Source organism: Pseudomonas sp. Leaf48, assembly GCF_001421885.1.
In the GTDB taxonomy this organism is placed as follows: Bacteria; Pseudomonadota; Gammaproteobacteria; order Pseudomonadales; family Pseudomonadaceae; genus Aquipseudomonas.
In genome coordinates this window covers 210,485-225,704 of the sequence record NZ_LMLH01000012.1, presented here as the reverse complement: position 1 = coordinate 225,704, position 15,220 = coordinate 210,485, and the positions used below count along the sequence as shown (strand labels likewise).

Below are 15,220 nucleotides of genomic sequence, written 5' to 3'. Positions count from 1 at the left end.
GTCGTGATCGTTTGACTGGGCCGGGTTATCAGGAATCGCGTCGCAAATCCGGCGGAATCGGCAAATCATCCTTCAACGGATCCGGACGCTTGCCCTTGCCCGCGCGGTACTGGCGAATCTGATAGACGTAAGCCAGCACCTGAGCGACAGCCAGGTACAGCCCGCCCGGGATTTCCTGCTCAAGCTCTGTCGAGTAATAAATCGACCGCGCCAGCGCCGGCGATTCCAGCAGCAGGATCTCGTTGGCCGCCGCAATCTCACGAATCTTCAGGGCCAGGAAGTCGCTGCCCTTGGCGATCAGCATGGGCGCCCCGCTCTTGTCCGGGTCGTACTTGAGGGCCACGGCGTAGTGGGTCGGGTTGGTGATGACCACGTCAGCCTCGGGAATCGCCGCCATCATCCGCCGCTGGGACATCTCGCGCTGCAACTGGCGGATCCGTTGCTTGACCTCGGGTCGCCCTTCCTGATCCTTGTGTTCGTCGCGCACTTCCTGCTTGGTCATCAGCAGTTTCTTGTGGCTTTCCCACAGCTGCACCGGCACATCCACGGCGGCGATGATGATCAGCCCGCAGGCCATCCACAAGGTGCTCCAGCCCACCAGCTGCAGGCTGTGAATGACCGCCAGCTCCAAAGGCTCATGGGCGATGCGCAGCAGGTCGTCGATGTCTGAGGACAAGACTGCCAGGGCCACGAACAACACGATGAAAAACTTCGCCAATGCCTTGAGCAGTTCCACCAGCGCCTTGGCCGAAAACATCCGTTTCAGGCCGGGGCCGGGGTTCATGCGGCTGAATTTGGGGGCCATGGTGCCCGCCGAGAACAGCCAGCCACCGAGGGCGATCGGGCCGATCAGCGCCGCCAGCAACAAGGGAATCATCACCGGCTGAATGGCCAGCAAGGCAATCTGCCCCGAGTGCAGCAGGTAGGTGCCCATGGAGCGCTCATCCAGAATGACTTCGCGAGACAACGAGAAATTCAGGCGCATGAGCTCCATCATGTCCTGGGCCAGTGCGCCGCCGAACACCAGCAGCGCACCCGCTCCGGCCAGCATGACCGCCAGAGTGTTGAGCTCCTTGGAACGGGCAATCTCACCCTTCTCACGGGCGTCCTTTTTCTTTTTGTCCGTGGGGTCTTCTGTTTTGTCCTGACCGCTCTCGCTCTCAGCCATGACTCAGCGCGCCTTTGCCAGTTCGCGTAAAAACTGCAGGGCCTCTGCGGCCAGCGGTTGATACTGATTGAGGATGTCCGCCAGGCCAACCCAGAAAATGAACAACCCCAATACCAGGGTCAGCGGAAAGCCGATGGAGAAAATATTGAGTTGAGGCGCCGCCCGGGTCATCACGCCAAAGGCAATGTTGACCACCAGCAACGCGGTCACCGCTGGCAGCACCAGCATCAGCGCGGCGCCAAGCACCCAGCCAAGCTTGCCGGCCAGCTCCCAGAAGTGATTGACCATCAAGCCGCTACCGACCGGCAAGGTGGTGAAGCTTTCGGTGAGCACTTCGAACACCACCAGATGGCCATTCATCGACAGGAACAGCAGCGTCACCAGCATGGTGAGGAACTGCCCGATCACCGCCACCGACACACCGTTGGTAGGGTCGACCATGGAAGCGAAGCCCATGCCCATCTGAATCGCGACAATTTGCCCGGCGACCACGAAGGCCTGGAAGAGCAACTGCAAGGAAAACCCCAGGATCGCGCCGATGAGGATCTGCTCGGCAATCAGCATCAGCCCGCTCAGGTCCAGCGCATTCACCGGCGGCATGGGCGGCAGGCCAGGCGAGATGACCAAGGTAATGGCCAGCGCGAAATAGAGACGTACCCGCACGGGCACCAGGGTTGTGCCGAATACCGGCATGACCATCAGCAAGGAGCCGACGCGAAACAGCGGCAACATGAACGTCGCCACCCAGGTGCTGATCTGCGTATCGGTCAGCTGAAGCAGCGACATGGCTTAGCCGATGACCTGAGGAATGCTGCCGTACAGCTGCACGATGTATTCCATGAAAGTCTGTACCAGCCACGGCCCGGCAACGATCAGGGTTACCAGCATGACCAGCAGACGCGGCAGGAAGCTCAGGGTCTGTTCGTTGATCTGGGTGGCGGCCTGGAACATCGCCACCAGCAGGCCGATCAGCAGACTCGGGATCACCAGCACCGCCACCATCATGGTGGTCAGCCACAGCGCTTCACGGAAGATGTCGACCGCGACTTCAGGGGTCATGGTGAGACACCACCGAAGCTGCTGGCCAGCGTACCGATGATCAGCGCCCAGCCATCGACCAGCACGAACAACATGATCTTGAACGGCAGGGAAATGATCAGCGGCGAGAGCATCATCATACCCATGGCCATCAGCACACTGGCCACGACCAGGTCGATGATCAGGAACGGAATGAAGATCATGAAACCGATCTGGAAGGCGGTTTTCAACTCGGAGGTGACGAAGGCCGGCACCAGGATGGTCAATGGCGCCTGATCCGGCGTGGCAATGTCCGTGCGCTTGGACAGGCGCATGAACAACTCCAGATCACTGGTGCGCGTCTGCGCCAGCATGAAGTCCTTGATCGGTACCTGAGCCTTGGCCACGGCGTCCTGGGCCGTGAGTTTCTCCGCCAGATACGGCTGCAAGGCATCCTGGTTCACCCGGTCGAACACGGGCGCCATGATGAACAGGGTCAGGAACAGCGCCATGCCGGTGAGGATCTGGTTCGAAGGGGTCTGCTGCAAGCCCAGGGCCTGGCGCAGGATCGAGAACACGATGATGATCCGGGTGAAGCTGGTCATCAGCATGACGAAGGCTGGAATGAAGCTCAGCGCCGTCATGATCAGCAAAATCTGCAGGCTGACCGAGTATTCCTGCGCGCCCTGGGCGTTGGTGCCCAGCGTAATTGCCGGGATCGACAGCGGGTCGGCTGCCAGCGCCAGCGGCGCGGCCAGCATCAGGACCAGTGTCAGGACGACACGTAACGCACCCATTACTTCTTATCCTTCTGATCTTTGCCCAGAATGTCCATCAGACGCTGGGCAAACTCCGGCGTCGCTTTCTCGCTGCTCGGCACCTGCACCGGCTCCTTGAGCACATGCAATGCGGTGATGGTGCCAGGGCTCAGGCCGAGCAGAATCTGTTCGTTGCCCACTTGCACCAGCATCAACCGGTCGCGGGGGCCCAGCGCACGCGAGCCGATCAATTCGATCACCTGGCCTTTACCGGCCGGTCCCGCCTGCTGAACCCTGCGCAGTAGCCAGGCGAGGAAAAAGATCAGCCCCAGCACCAACAGCAAACCGAACACCAGTTGCGTCAACTGTCCGGCCACGCCACTACTGGCCACCGGCGCAGCGGCGGTCGTGGCAACGGTCTCAGCCGCCAGCACACATACCGGCAACGCCAACACGGCCCCCAACAAGACTGCGAGAAGCTTTTTCACTCAGCGCAGCTTCTTGATGCGTTCGCTTGGGCTGATCACGTCGGTCAGGCGAATGCCGAACTTCTCGTTGACCACCACCACCTCGCCATGGGCGATGAGCGTGCCGTTGACCAGCACGTCCAGCGGCTCACCGGCCAGGCGATCGAGCTCGATCACCGAGCCCTGGTTCAGTTGCAGCAGGTTGCGGATGTTGATGTCGGTGCTGCCGACTTCCATGGAAATCGACACCGGGATATCAAGGATCACGTCCAGGTTCGGCCCTTGCAGGCTGACCGGCTCGTTGCTCTTCGGCACGCCGCCGAACTCTTCCATTGGCAGGCGGTTGTTCGCCGACGAGGCGGTATCGGCTGCCAGCAAAGCATCGATATCGACCTGGGCATCTCCGGTTTCTTCCAGGGCCGCAGCCCACTCATCGGCCAGCGCCTGGTCGTCCTGGGTATTCATGTCGTTAGCCATCACTTGTCCTCGGCGGGGCAACTGTTCAATTAGAAGCAGTCAATAAAATAGGATTGGGGCACTGCTTCAACGGCGCTCGATCGGCTCGATCACCTGCAACGCGAGGTTGCCTTTGTGCGAACCCATCTTGACCTTGAAGGCCGGCACGCCGTTGGCGCGCATGATCATTTCTTCGGGCATCTCAACCGGGATCACATCCCCCGGCTGCATGTGCAGAATGTCCCGCAGGCGCAACTGGCGACGGGCGACCGTGGCACCAATCGGTACGTCGACATCCAGAACGTCCTGGCGCAGCGCGTTGACCCAGCGTTCGTCCTGGTCATCGAGGTCCGACTGGAAGCCGGCATCGAGCATTTCGCGCACCGGCTCGATCATCGAGTACGGCATGGTCACGTGCAGGTCGCCGCCACCGCCATCGAGTTCGATGTGGAAGGTCGACACCACGACCGCTTCGCTCGGGCCGACGATGTTGGCCATGGCCGGGTTCACTTCCGAGTTGATGTACTCGAAGTTCACTTCCATGATCGCCTGCCAGGCCTCCTTCAAATCGATGAAAGCCTGCTCCAGCACCATGCGTACTACGCGCAGTTCGGTCGGCGTGAATTCACGCCCTTCGATTTTTGCGTGACGGCCATCGCCACCGAAGAAGTTGTCCACCAGCTTGAACACCAGCTTGGCGTCGAGGATGAACAGCGCGGTGCCGCGCAACGGCTTGATCTTGACCAGATTGAGGCTGGTCGGCACGTACAGCGAGTGCACGTATTCGCCAAACTTCATCACCTGGACGCCACCGACCGCCACATCTGCCGAACGGCGCAGCATGTTGAACATGCTGATGCGGGTATAGCGGGCGAAACGCTCGTTGATCATCTCCAGGGTCGGCATGCGTCCACGGACGATGCGATCCTGACTGGTCAGGTCATAGCTTTTGACAGTGCCGGGTTCGGCAGCGTTTTCGGTCTGTACCAGACCATCGTCGACGCCATGCAACAGCGCATCGATCTCATCCTGGGACAGCAGGTCCTGCACGGCCATGTCGTGTTCCTACTGCAGTACGAAATTAGTGAAAAGCAACTGTTCGATGACCACTTTGCCGACCTCTTTCTGCGCCACTTCCTGGACGCTGGCCGTGGCTTTCTGGCGCAGCATTTCCTGGCCGACCGGCGAGGCGAGGGTCGCGAAATCCTGGCCGGAGAACAGCATGACCAGGTTATTGCGGATCACCGGCATGTGAACCTTGAGCGCCTCCAGATCGACCGGATTGCGGGCGAGCATGGTGATGCTCACTTGCAAGTAGCGCTGGCGGCCGTTCTGGTTGAAATTGGCGACGAAGGCCGGGGCAATCGCCTCGAAAATCGCTGGCTGCTTGCCGAGTGGAGTTTCGGCCTCGGCGCTGGCGGGCTTGCTCTGGGCGCTGTGCATGAAGTACCAGGTCGCACCCACGGACAAACCGATCGCGAGCAGCAACGCCACTACCATCAAGATGATCAGCTTGAGCCTGCCTTTGGTTGCGGGTTCTTTTACTACTGCGTCGCTCTTCGCCATGCCAATAATCCGTCACTATTCGGGTTTTCACAGTCGCACGGCAAGGCAAGAGCAAGTGTTATGCCAGAAGCGCCCTAGGGAAGAAGTGCTGGAGAAATGTAGTGTGGATGACACATAAACCCCCTGTGGGAGCGCAATACTGTTCACTTAAGCCAGGTCACACCTTTGTGTACACCGCGTGTAATGGTTTTGCGACTGCTTCGCAGCCGAACGGGGGCAAGCCCCCTCGCCACAAGGTGTATTGCCCCGCTTAAGTGAACAGCATTACCTGTGGGAGCGGGCTTGCCCGCGATGAGGGCAGAACAGCCAATATCTTCATTGACTGCTACACCGCCATCGCGAGCAAGCTCACTCCCGCAGGGTTTAGTGGCGTGTGTGGTCAGGCGTAGTAATCGACCGCACTGGAGCCGATCACGCTAGTGGTACTGGCAGCCACTTCGGCAACGCTCGGCGCAAGATCATCATCCATCGAATCCAGCCCCCCGCCGCCAGCATTGGCGCGCCCTCGCTGAGCCTGTTGAGACTGATCCTGCCCCTGCTGCGAACCACGGGACTGGTCCGAAACGTTGACATCGACCTGGCCCATGCCCTGCTGCGCAAACATGTCACGCAGGCGATACATCTGGCCGTCCAGCGCTTCACGGACAGCTGGATGGGCACTCATGAACGTCACTTGGGTCTGCTGATCCGGTACCATGTTCACCCGAATGTCCAGGCGCCCAAGTTCAGCTGGCTGCAACTGAATGTCGGCGGCCTTGAGATTGGTGCTGGACAGGTACATGACCCGATTGACCACCTCTTGTGTCCAGCCGCTCTGATGCATTGCGATCGGCTGGTTCACCGGCAAGGCATTCGCGGTTTTCGGTGTGGCGGCCTGTGTCAGTTCCGCCAGACGGTTGGCGAAATTGTCGACACGGGTGTCGCTGCTGGCGGACGTGAGATCCTTGAGACCGGCGTCGATCAAGCCGCTGAACGCCTTGTCGCCACCCTGGCTGGTACTGTCCTTGTCGGGCGGCATATCCAGCATGCTCGCCATGCCCGCTGCAAAGTTCTGTGCCGAAGTCAGCTCGCCATCAGCCTGGGCTGGTATCGGTGCTGCCTTGGCCTGGCCCTGGCTGGAAGCGGACACATGGCCACTGTGTTCCATCGCCAGACGCACTGCCGGCAATGCATCGAGTGGGTCAGCTTCGGGATTGAAGTCGTTATCCGTGGCGGTCAGCGCCGGGGCCACCGTCGTCTTGGCGGTCGCCGAAACCGAAACCGAAACCGGCACCGGCACCGGCACCGGCACTGCAGCCTGGACAGCTTGTGCCAAGGCCGGGTCCACCACGGCTTCGGCGGCCGTTGCAATTGGCGCCGGCACTACAATCTGGACAACCTGAGCCAATGCCGGATCATAAGCCGGATCGATCGGCGCGCAGTCACCCACCGCCTTATGCTCGATATCCGTCGTTTCGTCGCTGGCGGACTTATCGTCTGCCTGCACCAGGTGATTGACTGGCAAGGATTTGCCGTCATCGGCAACAGCCGGCTCTACAGCGGCAGAACTGTGTTCGCCAGAATCCTGCGTCTCGGGCCCTTCGGTGGTTTTTTTACCAATCGGCTCATTTGATCCGTTACCGGCGGCAGCAGATTTATCCGGGGTTTGATCGGCATACACCCGAGCGAAGCTGGACGCCTTGTTCCCAGGCTCAGGGGACGACACCGGGGCACTGGCGGGGGGCGCTTTAGCCTTGGCCTGTGTGGCGGCCTGAAGAAAAATATCGGGGGTAACGGGCATGAAACGATCTCCGCTGCACTGGATACGTAGGTACAGTTGCGGAGAGTAAAGCAAGGGTCGCGCCAGATTCACTCGAATGTCGCGTCGAACGGCTTAACGGTCCATCAGGAATCGCTGCCGCTCCTCTTCGTACAGTGGCCGGGCAATAGCAAACTCGCTGACGATTTCAGTAATCAATTGCTGAATATCGTCCTTCGATGAATGGGTTGCGCTCTTTTCCAGCCGACAGCACAACGCGGCGAGCCTTAAGGCTCCCATGTTGCTGCTGCTGCCCTTGAAGCTATGGGCGGCCTCAATCAATTGCGCCGCGCTCTGCGCCTTGTGCAACTGCTGCAAACGCGTTTCGCAATCTTCGAGAAAGGTATCCAGCAACGTCGGATACTCGCCCTCCATGATTTCCTGCAACGCATTCAACACGTCGCGATCCAGATGTGTGTCAGCCACTTGCTCACTCCTTGATCAAGAATTGTGCAGATTATGCCAGAGCCTCCCAGAAAAACTCCACGCAAGCACTTCGCCCGTCATCGCTCCATCGGGCATTTCGGCCCAACTGGCGGATCAGACTGACCCCGCGTCCGGACAGACGTATGTCGTCCACAGGTCTTTGCATCACCCGCGCAACATCGAACCCTTTGCCACTGTCCTCGACGCGGATCGTCAGGCAACCGCCCTCGCCTGTCGGCGTGACCTGCAAATGCACCCTGACATAGCCGTCCTGCAACGCATCCAGGCAAGCATTGCGCAGTTGATAGTAGCGGGCGAAACCGCCGGCATCGCGCTTGAGACTCGAATCCAGTCCGAGCACACCATGCTCCAGAGCATTGGAATACAGTTCCGCCAGCACGCTGTAGAGCGCCCCGCTCTGGGCTCGCAAACCGTGGACCTCCTGCAACAACTGCAACAGATACGGCAGCGGATTGAAGCGCTTGAGCGTAGCGGCACGGAACTCGAAACTCACCGACCAATCCAGCGGGCAGGACTGCCCACTATCAGAGTAAACCAGTGCCGGCGGCGTGATCTTCGCCGGTTGCAGCAGGCTGATTTCGACCATGCTGACATCGTCGCGCGCTTGCCCGCCAAAATCGCGCAAGGCCTGCTGGACCTCTTCAAACAGCGCATCAGGCTGACGATTGCTCGCAAACACTCGCTGCAAACCCTGCTCACCGAACAACCGGTCGTTGGCATCTCGAGTATCGATCACACCATCGGACAACAGGAACACCCGATCGCCGAGTGCCATCGGCAGCACCTCAGTGCGATCATCAAATGCCTCAGGGCTCAGCACGCCCAGTGGCAGATGGCGCGCCGCCAGCTGCGTGCGCTCGCCGCTGGCGATACGGTGCAGGTATCCATCGGGCATGCCGCCATTCCAGACTTCCACCGAGCGCCGCTGGAAACTCAGGCACAGCAAGGTCGCACAGCAAAACATGTCCACGGGCAGGATGCGCTTGAGCTTGGCATTCATCTCGCGCAACGTCTCCGCCAGGCCGTAGCCCTTGGCGGTCATGCCATAAAAGACCTCCGCCAACGGCATGGCGCCCACCGCCGCCGGTAACCCGTGCCCCGTAAAGTCGCCCAGTAGCACGTGCATATCGCCCGATGGCGTGAATGCCGCCAGCAACAGGTCACCGTTGAACAGTGCATAGGGCGACTGCAAGTATCGGATGTTGGGGGCGACATTCAGGCAACCGGAATGCGCCACTTTGTCGAAAACGGCCTTGGCCACCCGCTGTTCGTTGAGCAAATAGTCGTGGTGCCTGGCGATCTGGTCGCGTTGCTCCAGCACCGTGGCCTGCAATCGGCGCAAGCGCTCCATCGCCTTGATTTTGGCGGCGAGTATCACCTGGTTATAGGGTTTCGCCAGAAAGTCGTCGCCACCAGCTTCCAGACAACTGGCCAGGGCTTCGTTTTCGGACAAGGACGTAAGGAAGATGATCGGCACCAGGGTTTCACCGGCCAATGCCTTGATTTGCCGGGCGGCCTCGAAGCCGTCCATGACCGGCATCATCGCGTCCATCAACACCAGATGCGGTGTTTGCCGGCGAAACGCGTCGACCGCTTCAACGCCGTTGGCCGCCGTCAGTACCACATGCCCTTGTCGGCGCAGGATGCTCGACAGCAACAGGCGATCAGCGGCACTGTCCTCGGCGATCAGGATGGTCAGTTGCACCTGCGGCTGCATGGCAATCAACTGATGTCGAACAGTTTGTCGAAATTGGAAATGGCGAGGATCTTGCGCACGTCACTGCTGCTGTTGACCACGCGGATGTCGGAGTCGTCGCCACCGGCATGATCGCGCAGCAGCAGCAACATCCCCAGGGCGGAGCTGTCGAGGTAGGTCGCGTCTTTCAGGTCGACCACCACGGCGGCCAGTTCCTTGTTCTCATAGGCATCACGAAATTGCTGATGCTTGGCGAAATCGAATCGTCCCTTGATCGAAATCGTCAGCTTTTGCCCGTCCTGGGACATCTCGGAAATCACTGACATTTACCGCGTCCTAGTCTTTGGAATACGTTTAGAAGGTTTAGCATCTGAGAGAGGCAAGGTCAAAGGATCGCAGGCCCGGGCCGAGTTCGGACGATCTTTTTTCAGGCAACGCTAATACTGATCCTGGCGCGGCAACCGCTGGCACAACTCATCGAGCAGCTTCTGCTCGCGCCTGTCTTCCAGCGCCCGCGCCTCATCGGCATAACGCTGGACCAGTTTGCGCAGGCCTTCGACCCGGGTGAACGCCTGTTGCCAGGTTTCCCGCGCCTTGTTCAGATTGTTCTGATGCCAGGCCAGACTCTGGCGCTGCTGGTCGATGGCCGTGCCCAACTGCGCGAGAAAGCCCTGATACCCCAGCAGCCATTGACCCGAGACGCCGCTGCTGCCGCGTACGATCCATTGCTCCTGATAATCGAGTCGAAAGGCTTCCAGGTCACCCAGCTTACTTTCCGCCAGCCGCACCTGCCCCTGAAAATGGCCCAACCGTTGAGAGGCGGTTTTCTCGGCCTTTTCGGCCATGTCCACCACCGGCGCCAGGCGCCCTGCCCGAGTCTGGGCCATGGCCGCTTAACCGCCAGCCGCGGGCGCAAAGATCGACGCGAGGTACGCTTCGCTTTCGCCCAGGCTGATGCTGTCGTTGAGGCCCTGGCGCAGGTATTTGACCAACTGCGGCTGCAGGGAAATCGCCAGGTCGGTCTCGCGGTCGCCACCCGCGACATAGGCTCCGACGCTGATCAGGTCGCGGCTCTGCTGATAACGCGACCACAACTGCTTGAAATACTGCGCACGCGCCATGTGTTCCGGCGACACCACCGCCGGCATCACCCGGCTGATGGACGCTTCGATATCGATGGCCGGGTAATGCCCTTCTTCGGCGAGGCGCCGGGACAACACGATGTGCCCGTCGAGCACGCCGCGCGCCGCGTCGGCAATCGGGTCCTGCTGGTCATCACCTTCGGACAGCACGGTGTAGAAAGCGGTGATCGAGCCACCCCCCTTCTCGGCGTTGCCCGCCCGCTCTACCAGTTTCGGCAGTTTGGCAAATACCGAAGGCGGATAGCCCTTGGTCGCCGGCGGTTCACCAATGGCCAACGCAATTTCCCGCTGGGCCTGGGCGAAACGGGTCAGGGAATCCATGAGCAACAGGACGTTCTTGCCCTTGTCGCGAAAATACTCGGCGATGCGCGTGCAGTACATCGCGGCGCGCAGGCGCATCAACGGCGCATCATCGGCCGGGGACGCCACCACCACCGAGCGCTTGAGGCCTTCTTCACCGAGGATGTGCTCGATGAACTCCTTGACCTCACGACCCCGCTCACCGATCAGACCAACGACGATAATGTCCGCCTCGGTGAAGCGGGTCATCATGCCCAGCAGCACCGACTTGCCAACACCGGTACCGGCGAACAGACCCAGTCGCTGACCACGGCCGACAGTGAGCATTCCGTTGATGCAGCGAATGCCTACGTCCAGCGGTTCGCTGATGGGCTCACGCTTGAGCGGGTTGATGGTCGGGCCGTCCATCGGCACCCAGTCTTCGGCCTTCATGCCGCCCTTGCCGTCCAGCGCACGACCGGCGCCGTCGAGAACACGCCCAAGCATGCTCATGCCCATCGGCAGGCGACCGGTATCGGCCATGGGCACCACGCGGGCACCCGGCGCAATGCCGGCGACGCTGCCAACCGGCATCAGGAAAACTTTGCTGCCAGAAAAACCCATGACCTCGGCTTCAACCTGCACCGGATGATAGCTGTCGTCATTGATGACCATGCAACGACTGCCCATGGCAGCGCGCAGGCCTTCGGCTTCAAGGGTGAGGCCGACCATACGCAACAAGCGACCTTCGAGAATCGGCGCACCGGCCAGCTCAGTGGCCTCGGCATAGCTGCCCAGGCGCTTGGCGAAACTGGTGCGATCAAGGCGCATCGGCAACGTCCGGCTCAGCTGCGCCCGCAGGCGTGCTTTCGATCGGCAGCTCCAGGCTCAGGTCTGGCGCGGCTGGACGCAGGGCCTGGTCATGCAACTGATCGAAGAGTTTATCCATGACCCGTGCAACCCGGGTTTCGACTGTGGCGTCGATGCGGCTGTGTTCGGTCTCCACCCGGCAACCGCCAGGCAACAGCGACTCGTCCTCGACGATGCGCCAGGTTTCTTCATGGCGCTCGCGCAGGGCTTTGACCTGTTCGAAATCCTGCGGATTGATGTACAACCGCACATTGCCCGCGCCCAGGGGCAACAACTTGAGGGCGTCGCGCATGACGTGCTCGATCTGCGTTGAGTCGATCGCCAGTTCGCGCTGGATCACCTGACGGGTGATGTGCTGCACCAGGTCGACCAGGGACTTTTCAATCAGGGTGTCCTGCTCGGCGATGGGCTCGAACAGGTGCGCCATCAACTGTTCCAGCCCGGCAATCTTGGCCGACAAGGCGACTTCGGCCTCCTGACGCACCTTAAGCGTGGTGCTGTGGAAGCCTTCCTTCTCGCCCACCGCAAAGCCTTCGTTGTAGGCTTCCTGGCGAATGCTTTCGAGTTCCTCGAGGGTCAGTGGCTGGACTTCCTCCAGCGGCACCTCCTCCATTTCCGGCGGTTCGGGCTCAGGCTCAGGTTCCGGCTCGGGTTCTGGCGGGTCGAAACTGGGCAACGCCCAGGTATCGAAGCCACTGACATCCCTGGCGCGGATCAGGTCAGTGGCTGACTCATCATTCTTGACCATGGTGTTAGATCATTTCCTCGCCGCCCTTGCCACCGAGAACGATTTCTCCGGCTTCGGCCATACGGCGGGCGATAGTGAGGATTTCTTTCTGCGCGGTTTCCACGTCGCTGACGCGCACCGGGCCTTTGGCTTCCAGGTCGTCGCGCAGCAGTTCGGCCGCACGCTTGGACATGTTCTTGAAGATCTTTTCCTTGACGCCTTCGTCCGAACCCTTGAGGGCCAGTACCAGAACGTCGGAAGACACTTCACGCAACAGCGCCTGAATACCGCGGTCGTCAACATCGGCCAGGTTGTTGAACACGAACATGAGGTCTTCGATCTGACCGGACAGGTCTTCGTCGACTTCGCGGATCGAGTCCATCAACTGGCCTTCAATCGAGCTGTCGAGGAAGTTCATGATGTCCGCTGCGCGCTTGATGCCGCCCAGGGTGGTGCGCGAGGCATTCGAGTTGCCGGAGAACTGCTTCTCGAGAATCTGGTTGAGCTCTTTCAGGGCTGCCGGCTGCACGGTATTGAGCGAAGAAACCCGCAGGATGATGTCCAGGCGTGCCTTGTGGTCGAAGTTGCCGAGCACTTCCCCGGCCTGATCCGGATCGAGATACGCCACGACGATCGCCTGGATCTGCGGGTGCTCGTAACGGATCACATCGGCCACGGCGCGCGGCTCCATCCACTTCAGGCTGTCGAGGCCGCTGGTGTTGCCACCGAGCAGGATACGGTCGATCAGACCATTGGCTTTGTCTTCGCCCAAGGCCTGGGTGAGCATCTTGCGCACATAGTCATCGGAGCCGACGCCCAGGCTGGTCTGGTCGCCGACCATGTCGACGAACTCGCTCATCACCTGCTCGACCTGCTCGCGGTGCACGTTGCCCATCTGGGCCATGGCCACACCTACGCGCTGGACCTCTTTGGGCCCCATGTGGCGCAGTACCTGGGCGGCGTCAGTAGAACCCAGCGACAGCAGCAGGATCGCGGCTTTGTCGACCTTGGTCAGTTTGGCGGCAACGGCTCGGTTATCACTCATCTGCGTTAATCCACTCTTTCACGACCTGGGCCACGCGACCCGGATCTTCTGCCACCAGACTCTTGATTGCGTTCAACTGAGCGTCATAGCCTTCGCTCGGGCTCGGCAGCAGGATGCTTTGCGGGCCGCCGAGGCTGACACGATCATTGGCCAGTTCGCCATCCAGGCCGCCCATGCCACCCAGCTCGACATCGCTGCCGATACCGGCCAGCTGCTTGCCTTTGCCGCCACCGGTGATGTTGTTGAGCACCGGACGCAGGACACCGAACACCAGCACCAGAATGAACAGCACACCCAGCACTTGCTTGACGATGTCCCAGAACCACGGCTGGGAGTAGAACGGAATATCGGCTATCACTTCGCCGCGATCGGCGGAGAACGGCATGTTGATCACGCTGACACTGTCGCCACGGCTGGCGTCGAAACCGACCGCGTCCTGAACCAGACGGGTGAAGCGTGCCAATTCGTCGGTACTCCACGGCACCCGGGCGGTTTCACCGCTGGCCGGGTTGAGCTTGACCTGATCATCGACGACCACCGACACCGACAGGCGATTCAAACGGCCCTGCTGCTGCCTGGTGTGACTGATGGAACGGTCGAGTTCGAAGTTTTTGGTCGACTGTTGACGCTTGTCTGCCGGGTACGGTGCGAGCATCGGCTGGCCGGTGGCCGGGTCCATGATCTGCTGGCCGTTGGCATCGATCAATGGTTGCCCCGGCTGGACCATGCCAGCTTGTGCGGTGCTGCCACCGGTGGTTTGCGGGGCCGAAGCCGGCGACGGTGGCTGGTTGCTCAAGGCACCCGGCACACCCTGGGGGCCATTGCTGGCGGTGCGCTGCTCATTGACCGACTGCTCGCTGCGCAATGCCGGCTGATCGGGGTTGAATTGCTCGGAGGTCGACTCGACGGCGCTGAAATCAACGTCGGCCGACACTTCGGCCTTATAACGATCATTGCCCAACACCGGTTGCAAGATGTTATGCACGCGCTGGGTGAGCATGCTTTCCATGCGACGGCTGTAATCGAATTGCTTGCCGGCCATGGTCAGTTCGGAGTTTTCCGCCTGATCGGAAAGCAGGTTGCCCTTCTGGTCGACCACGGTGATCTGCGACTTGCTCAGTTCAGGAACACTGGTCGCCACCAGATTGACGATGGCCACGACCTGGCCCGGCTCCAGGGAGCGACCGGAATACAGTTCCACCAACACCGAGGCGCTCGGCTTGCGCTCGTCGCGCACAAACACCGAACTCTTGGGAATCGCCAGATGCACCCGGGCACCCTTGACGTTGTTCAGGCTGGAAATGGTCCGCGCCAGTTCGCCTTCGAGGCCGCGACGATAACGGGTCGCTTCCATGAACTGGCTGGTCCCCAGGCCCTGTTCCTTATCGAGGATTTCGAAGCCGATGTTGCCATCGCTGGGAGTGACACCAGCGCCCGCGAGCTTGAGTCGCGCACGGGACAGATCCTCGGCCTTGACCAGCAAGGCGCCGGAGTTGGGTTCGACGGTGTACGCAATATCGGCGCTGGCCAGGGTATCCATGACCTGCTTGGCGTCCATACCGGCAAGGCTGCCGTACAGAGGCCGGTAGTCCGGCTGCTGGGACCACAACACCACGGCAAAACCAATCGCCACGCTCGCTGCCAGGCCGACCAACAGGCCCACCTGACGCAACATGGTCATCTCTGAAAGGTTTTCCAGGAACGACAATCCGAACAGCGGCGGCTTGCCGTCTATCGGGGTGGCCTTGGCCGGAACATTATCGGCGACTGCTTCTGCCATGACT

17 protein-coding genes are annotated in these 15,220 nt (G+C 60.6%); all 17 read right to left on the bottom strand.

Going from position 1 to position 15,220, the window contains the following annotated elements:
- Window positions 1-28: 28 nt before the first annotated feature.
- The 17 genes from flhB to fliF all read right to left on the bottom strand — a co-directional run bounded on the left by flhB (window position 29) and on the right by fliF (window position 15,216).
- Entirely contained in the window at window positions 29-1,168 is a 1,140-nt protein-coding gene (flhB, locus tag ASE98_RS11130) for a flagellar biosynthesis protein FlhB (protein WP_060541419.1), read from the bottom strand.
- 3 nt (window positions 1,169-1,171) lie between these two features.
- Window positions 1,172-1,954, bottom strand: coding sequence for a flagellar biosynthetic protein FliR (gene fliR / locus ASE98_RS11125; RefSeq protein WP_060541418.1), 783 nt, complete (start codon window positions 1,952-1,954; stop codon window positions 1,172-1,174).
- 3 nt (window positions 1,955-1,957) lie between these two features.
- The gene (gene fliQ, locus ASE98_RS11120; protein ID WP_060541417.1) at window positions 1,958-2,227 is read right to left on the bottom strand and encodes a flagellar biosynthesis protein FliQ; all 270 of its coding nucleotides are present in this window, start codon (window positions 2,225-2,227) and stop codon (window positions 1,958-1,960) included.
- Entirely contained in the window at window positions 2,224-2,982 is a 759-nt protein-coding gene (gene fliP, locus ASE98_RS11115) for a flagellar type III secretion system pore protein FliP (RefSeq protein WP_060541416.1), read from the bottom strand. Before fliP ends, fliQ begins: the two co-directional genes overlap by 4 nt.
- On the bottom strand, window positions 2,982-3,431 hold the full coding sequence (gene fliO / locus ASE98_RS11110; RefSeq protein ID WP_060541415.1) for a flagellar biosynthetic protein FliO: 450 nt from the start codon (window positions 3,429-3,431) through the stop codon (window positions 2,982-2,984). Before fliO ends, fliP begins: the two co-directional genes overlap by 1 nt.
- Entirely contained in the window at window positions 3,432-3,887 is a 456-nt protein-coding gene (fliN, locus tag ASE98_RS11105; RefSeq protein WP_060541414.1) for a flagellar motor switch protein FliN, read from the bottom strand.
- Window positions 3,888-3,953: 66 nt separating this feature from the next.
- Window positions 3,954-4,922: a flagellar motor switch protein FliM gene (gene fliM / locus ASE98_RS11100; RefSeq protein WP_060541413.1), complete on the bottom strand. Its 969-nt coding sequence runs from the start codon at window positions 4,920-4,922 to the stop codon at window positions 3,954-3,956.
- 9 nt (window positions 4,923-4,931) lie between these two features.
- The gene (fliL, locus tag ASE98_RS11095; protein WP_060541412.1) at window positions 4,932-5,432 is read right to left on the bottom strand and encodes a flagellar basal body-associated protein FliL; all 501 of its coding nucleotides are present in this window, start codon (window positions 5,430-5,432) and stop codon (window positions 4,932-4,934) included.
- 379 nt (window positions 5,433-5,811) lie between these two features.
- On the bottom strand, window positions 5,812-7,212 hold the full coding sequence (locus ASE98_RS11090; RefSeq protein ID WP_060541411.1) for a flagellar hook-length control protein FliK: 1,401 nt from the start codon (window positions 7,210-7,212) through the stop codon (window positions 5,812-5,814).
- Between the two features lie 93 nt (window positions 7,213-7,305).
- Window positions 7,306-7,656: an Hpt domain-containing protein gene (locus ASE98_RS11085; protein ID WP_060541410.1), complete on the bottom strand. Its 351-nt coding sequence runs from the start codon at window positions 7,654-7,656 to the stop codon at window positions 7,306-7,308.
- Window positions 7,657-7,687: 31 nt separating this feature from the next.
- Window positions 7,688-9,394 carry an ATP-binding SpoIIE family protein phosphatase gene (locus tag ASE98_RS11080; protein ID WP_060541409.1) on the bottom strand — a complete coding sequence of 569 codons (1,707 nt, stop codon included), beginning with the start codon at window positions 9,392-9,394 and terminating at the stop codon, window positions 7,688-7,690.
- A gap of 5 nt (window positions 9,395-9,399) precedes the next feature.
- The gene (locus ASE98_RS11075) at window positions 9,400-9,699 is read right to left on the bottom strand and encodes an STAS domain-containing protein (RefSeq protein ID WP_060541408.1); all 300 of its coding nucleotides are present in this window, start codon (window positions 9,697-9,699) and stop codon (window positions 9,400-9,402) included.
- Between the two features lie 111 nt (window positions 9,700-9,810).
- Window positions 9,811-10,260, bottom strand: coding sequence for a flagellar export protein FliJ (gene fliJ, locus ASE98_RS11070; RefSeq protein ID WP_060541407.1), 450 nt, complete (start codon window positions 10,258-10,260; stop codon window positions 9,811-9,813).
- Between the two features lie 6 nt (window positions 10,261-10,266).
- Window positions 10,267-11,625: a flagellar protein export ATPase FliI gene (gene fliI, locus ASE98_RS11065; RefSeq protein WP_060541406.1), complete on the bottom strand. Its 1,359-nt coding sequence runs from the start codon at window positions 11,623-11,625 to the stop codon at window positions 10,267-10,269.
- Window positions 11,615-12,412: a flagellar assembly protein FliH gene (gene fliH / locus ASE98_RS11060; RefSeq protein WP_060541405.1), complete on the bottom strand. Its 798-nt coding sequence runs from the start codon at window positions 12,410-12,412 to the stop codon at window positions 11,615-11,617. Before fliH ends, fliI begins: the two co-directional genes overlap by 11 nt.
- Window positions 12,413-12,416: 4 nt before the next feature.
- On the bottom strand, window positions 12,417-13,436 hold the full coding sequence (gene fliG / locus ASE98_RS11055) for a flagellar motor switch protein FliG (RefSeq protein ID WP_060541404.1): 1,020 nt from the start codon (window positions 13,434-13,436) through the stop codon (window positions 12,417-12,419).
- Complete coding sequence (gene fliF, locus ASE98_RS11050) at window positions 13,429-15,216, bottom strand: flagellar basal-body MS-ring/collar protein FliF (RefSeq protein ID WP_060541403.1); 1,788 nt, start codon at window positions 15,214-15,216, stop codon at window positions 13,429-13,431. The genes fliG and fliF overlap by 8 nt, the downstream gene beginning before the upstream one ends.
- Window positions 15,217-15,220: the final 4 nt, after the last annotated feature.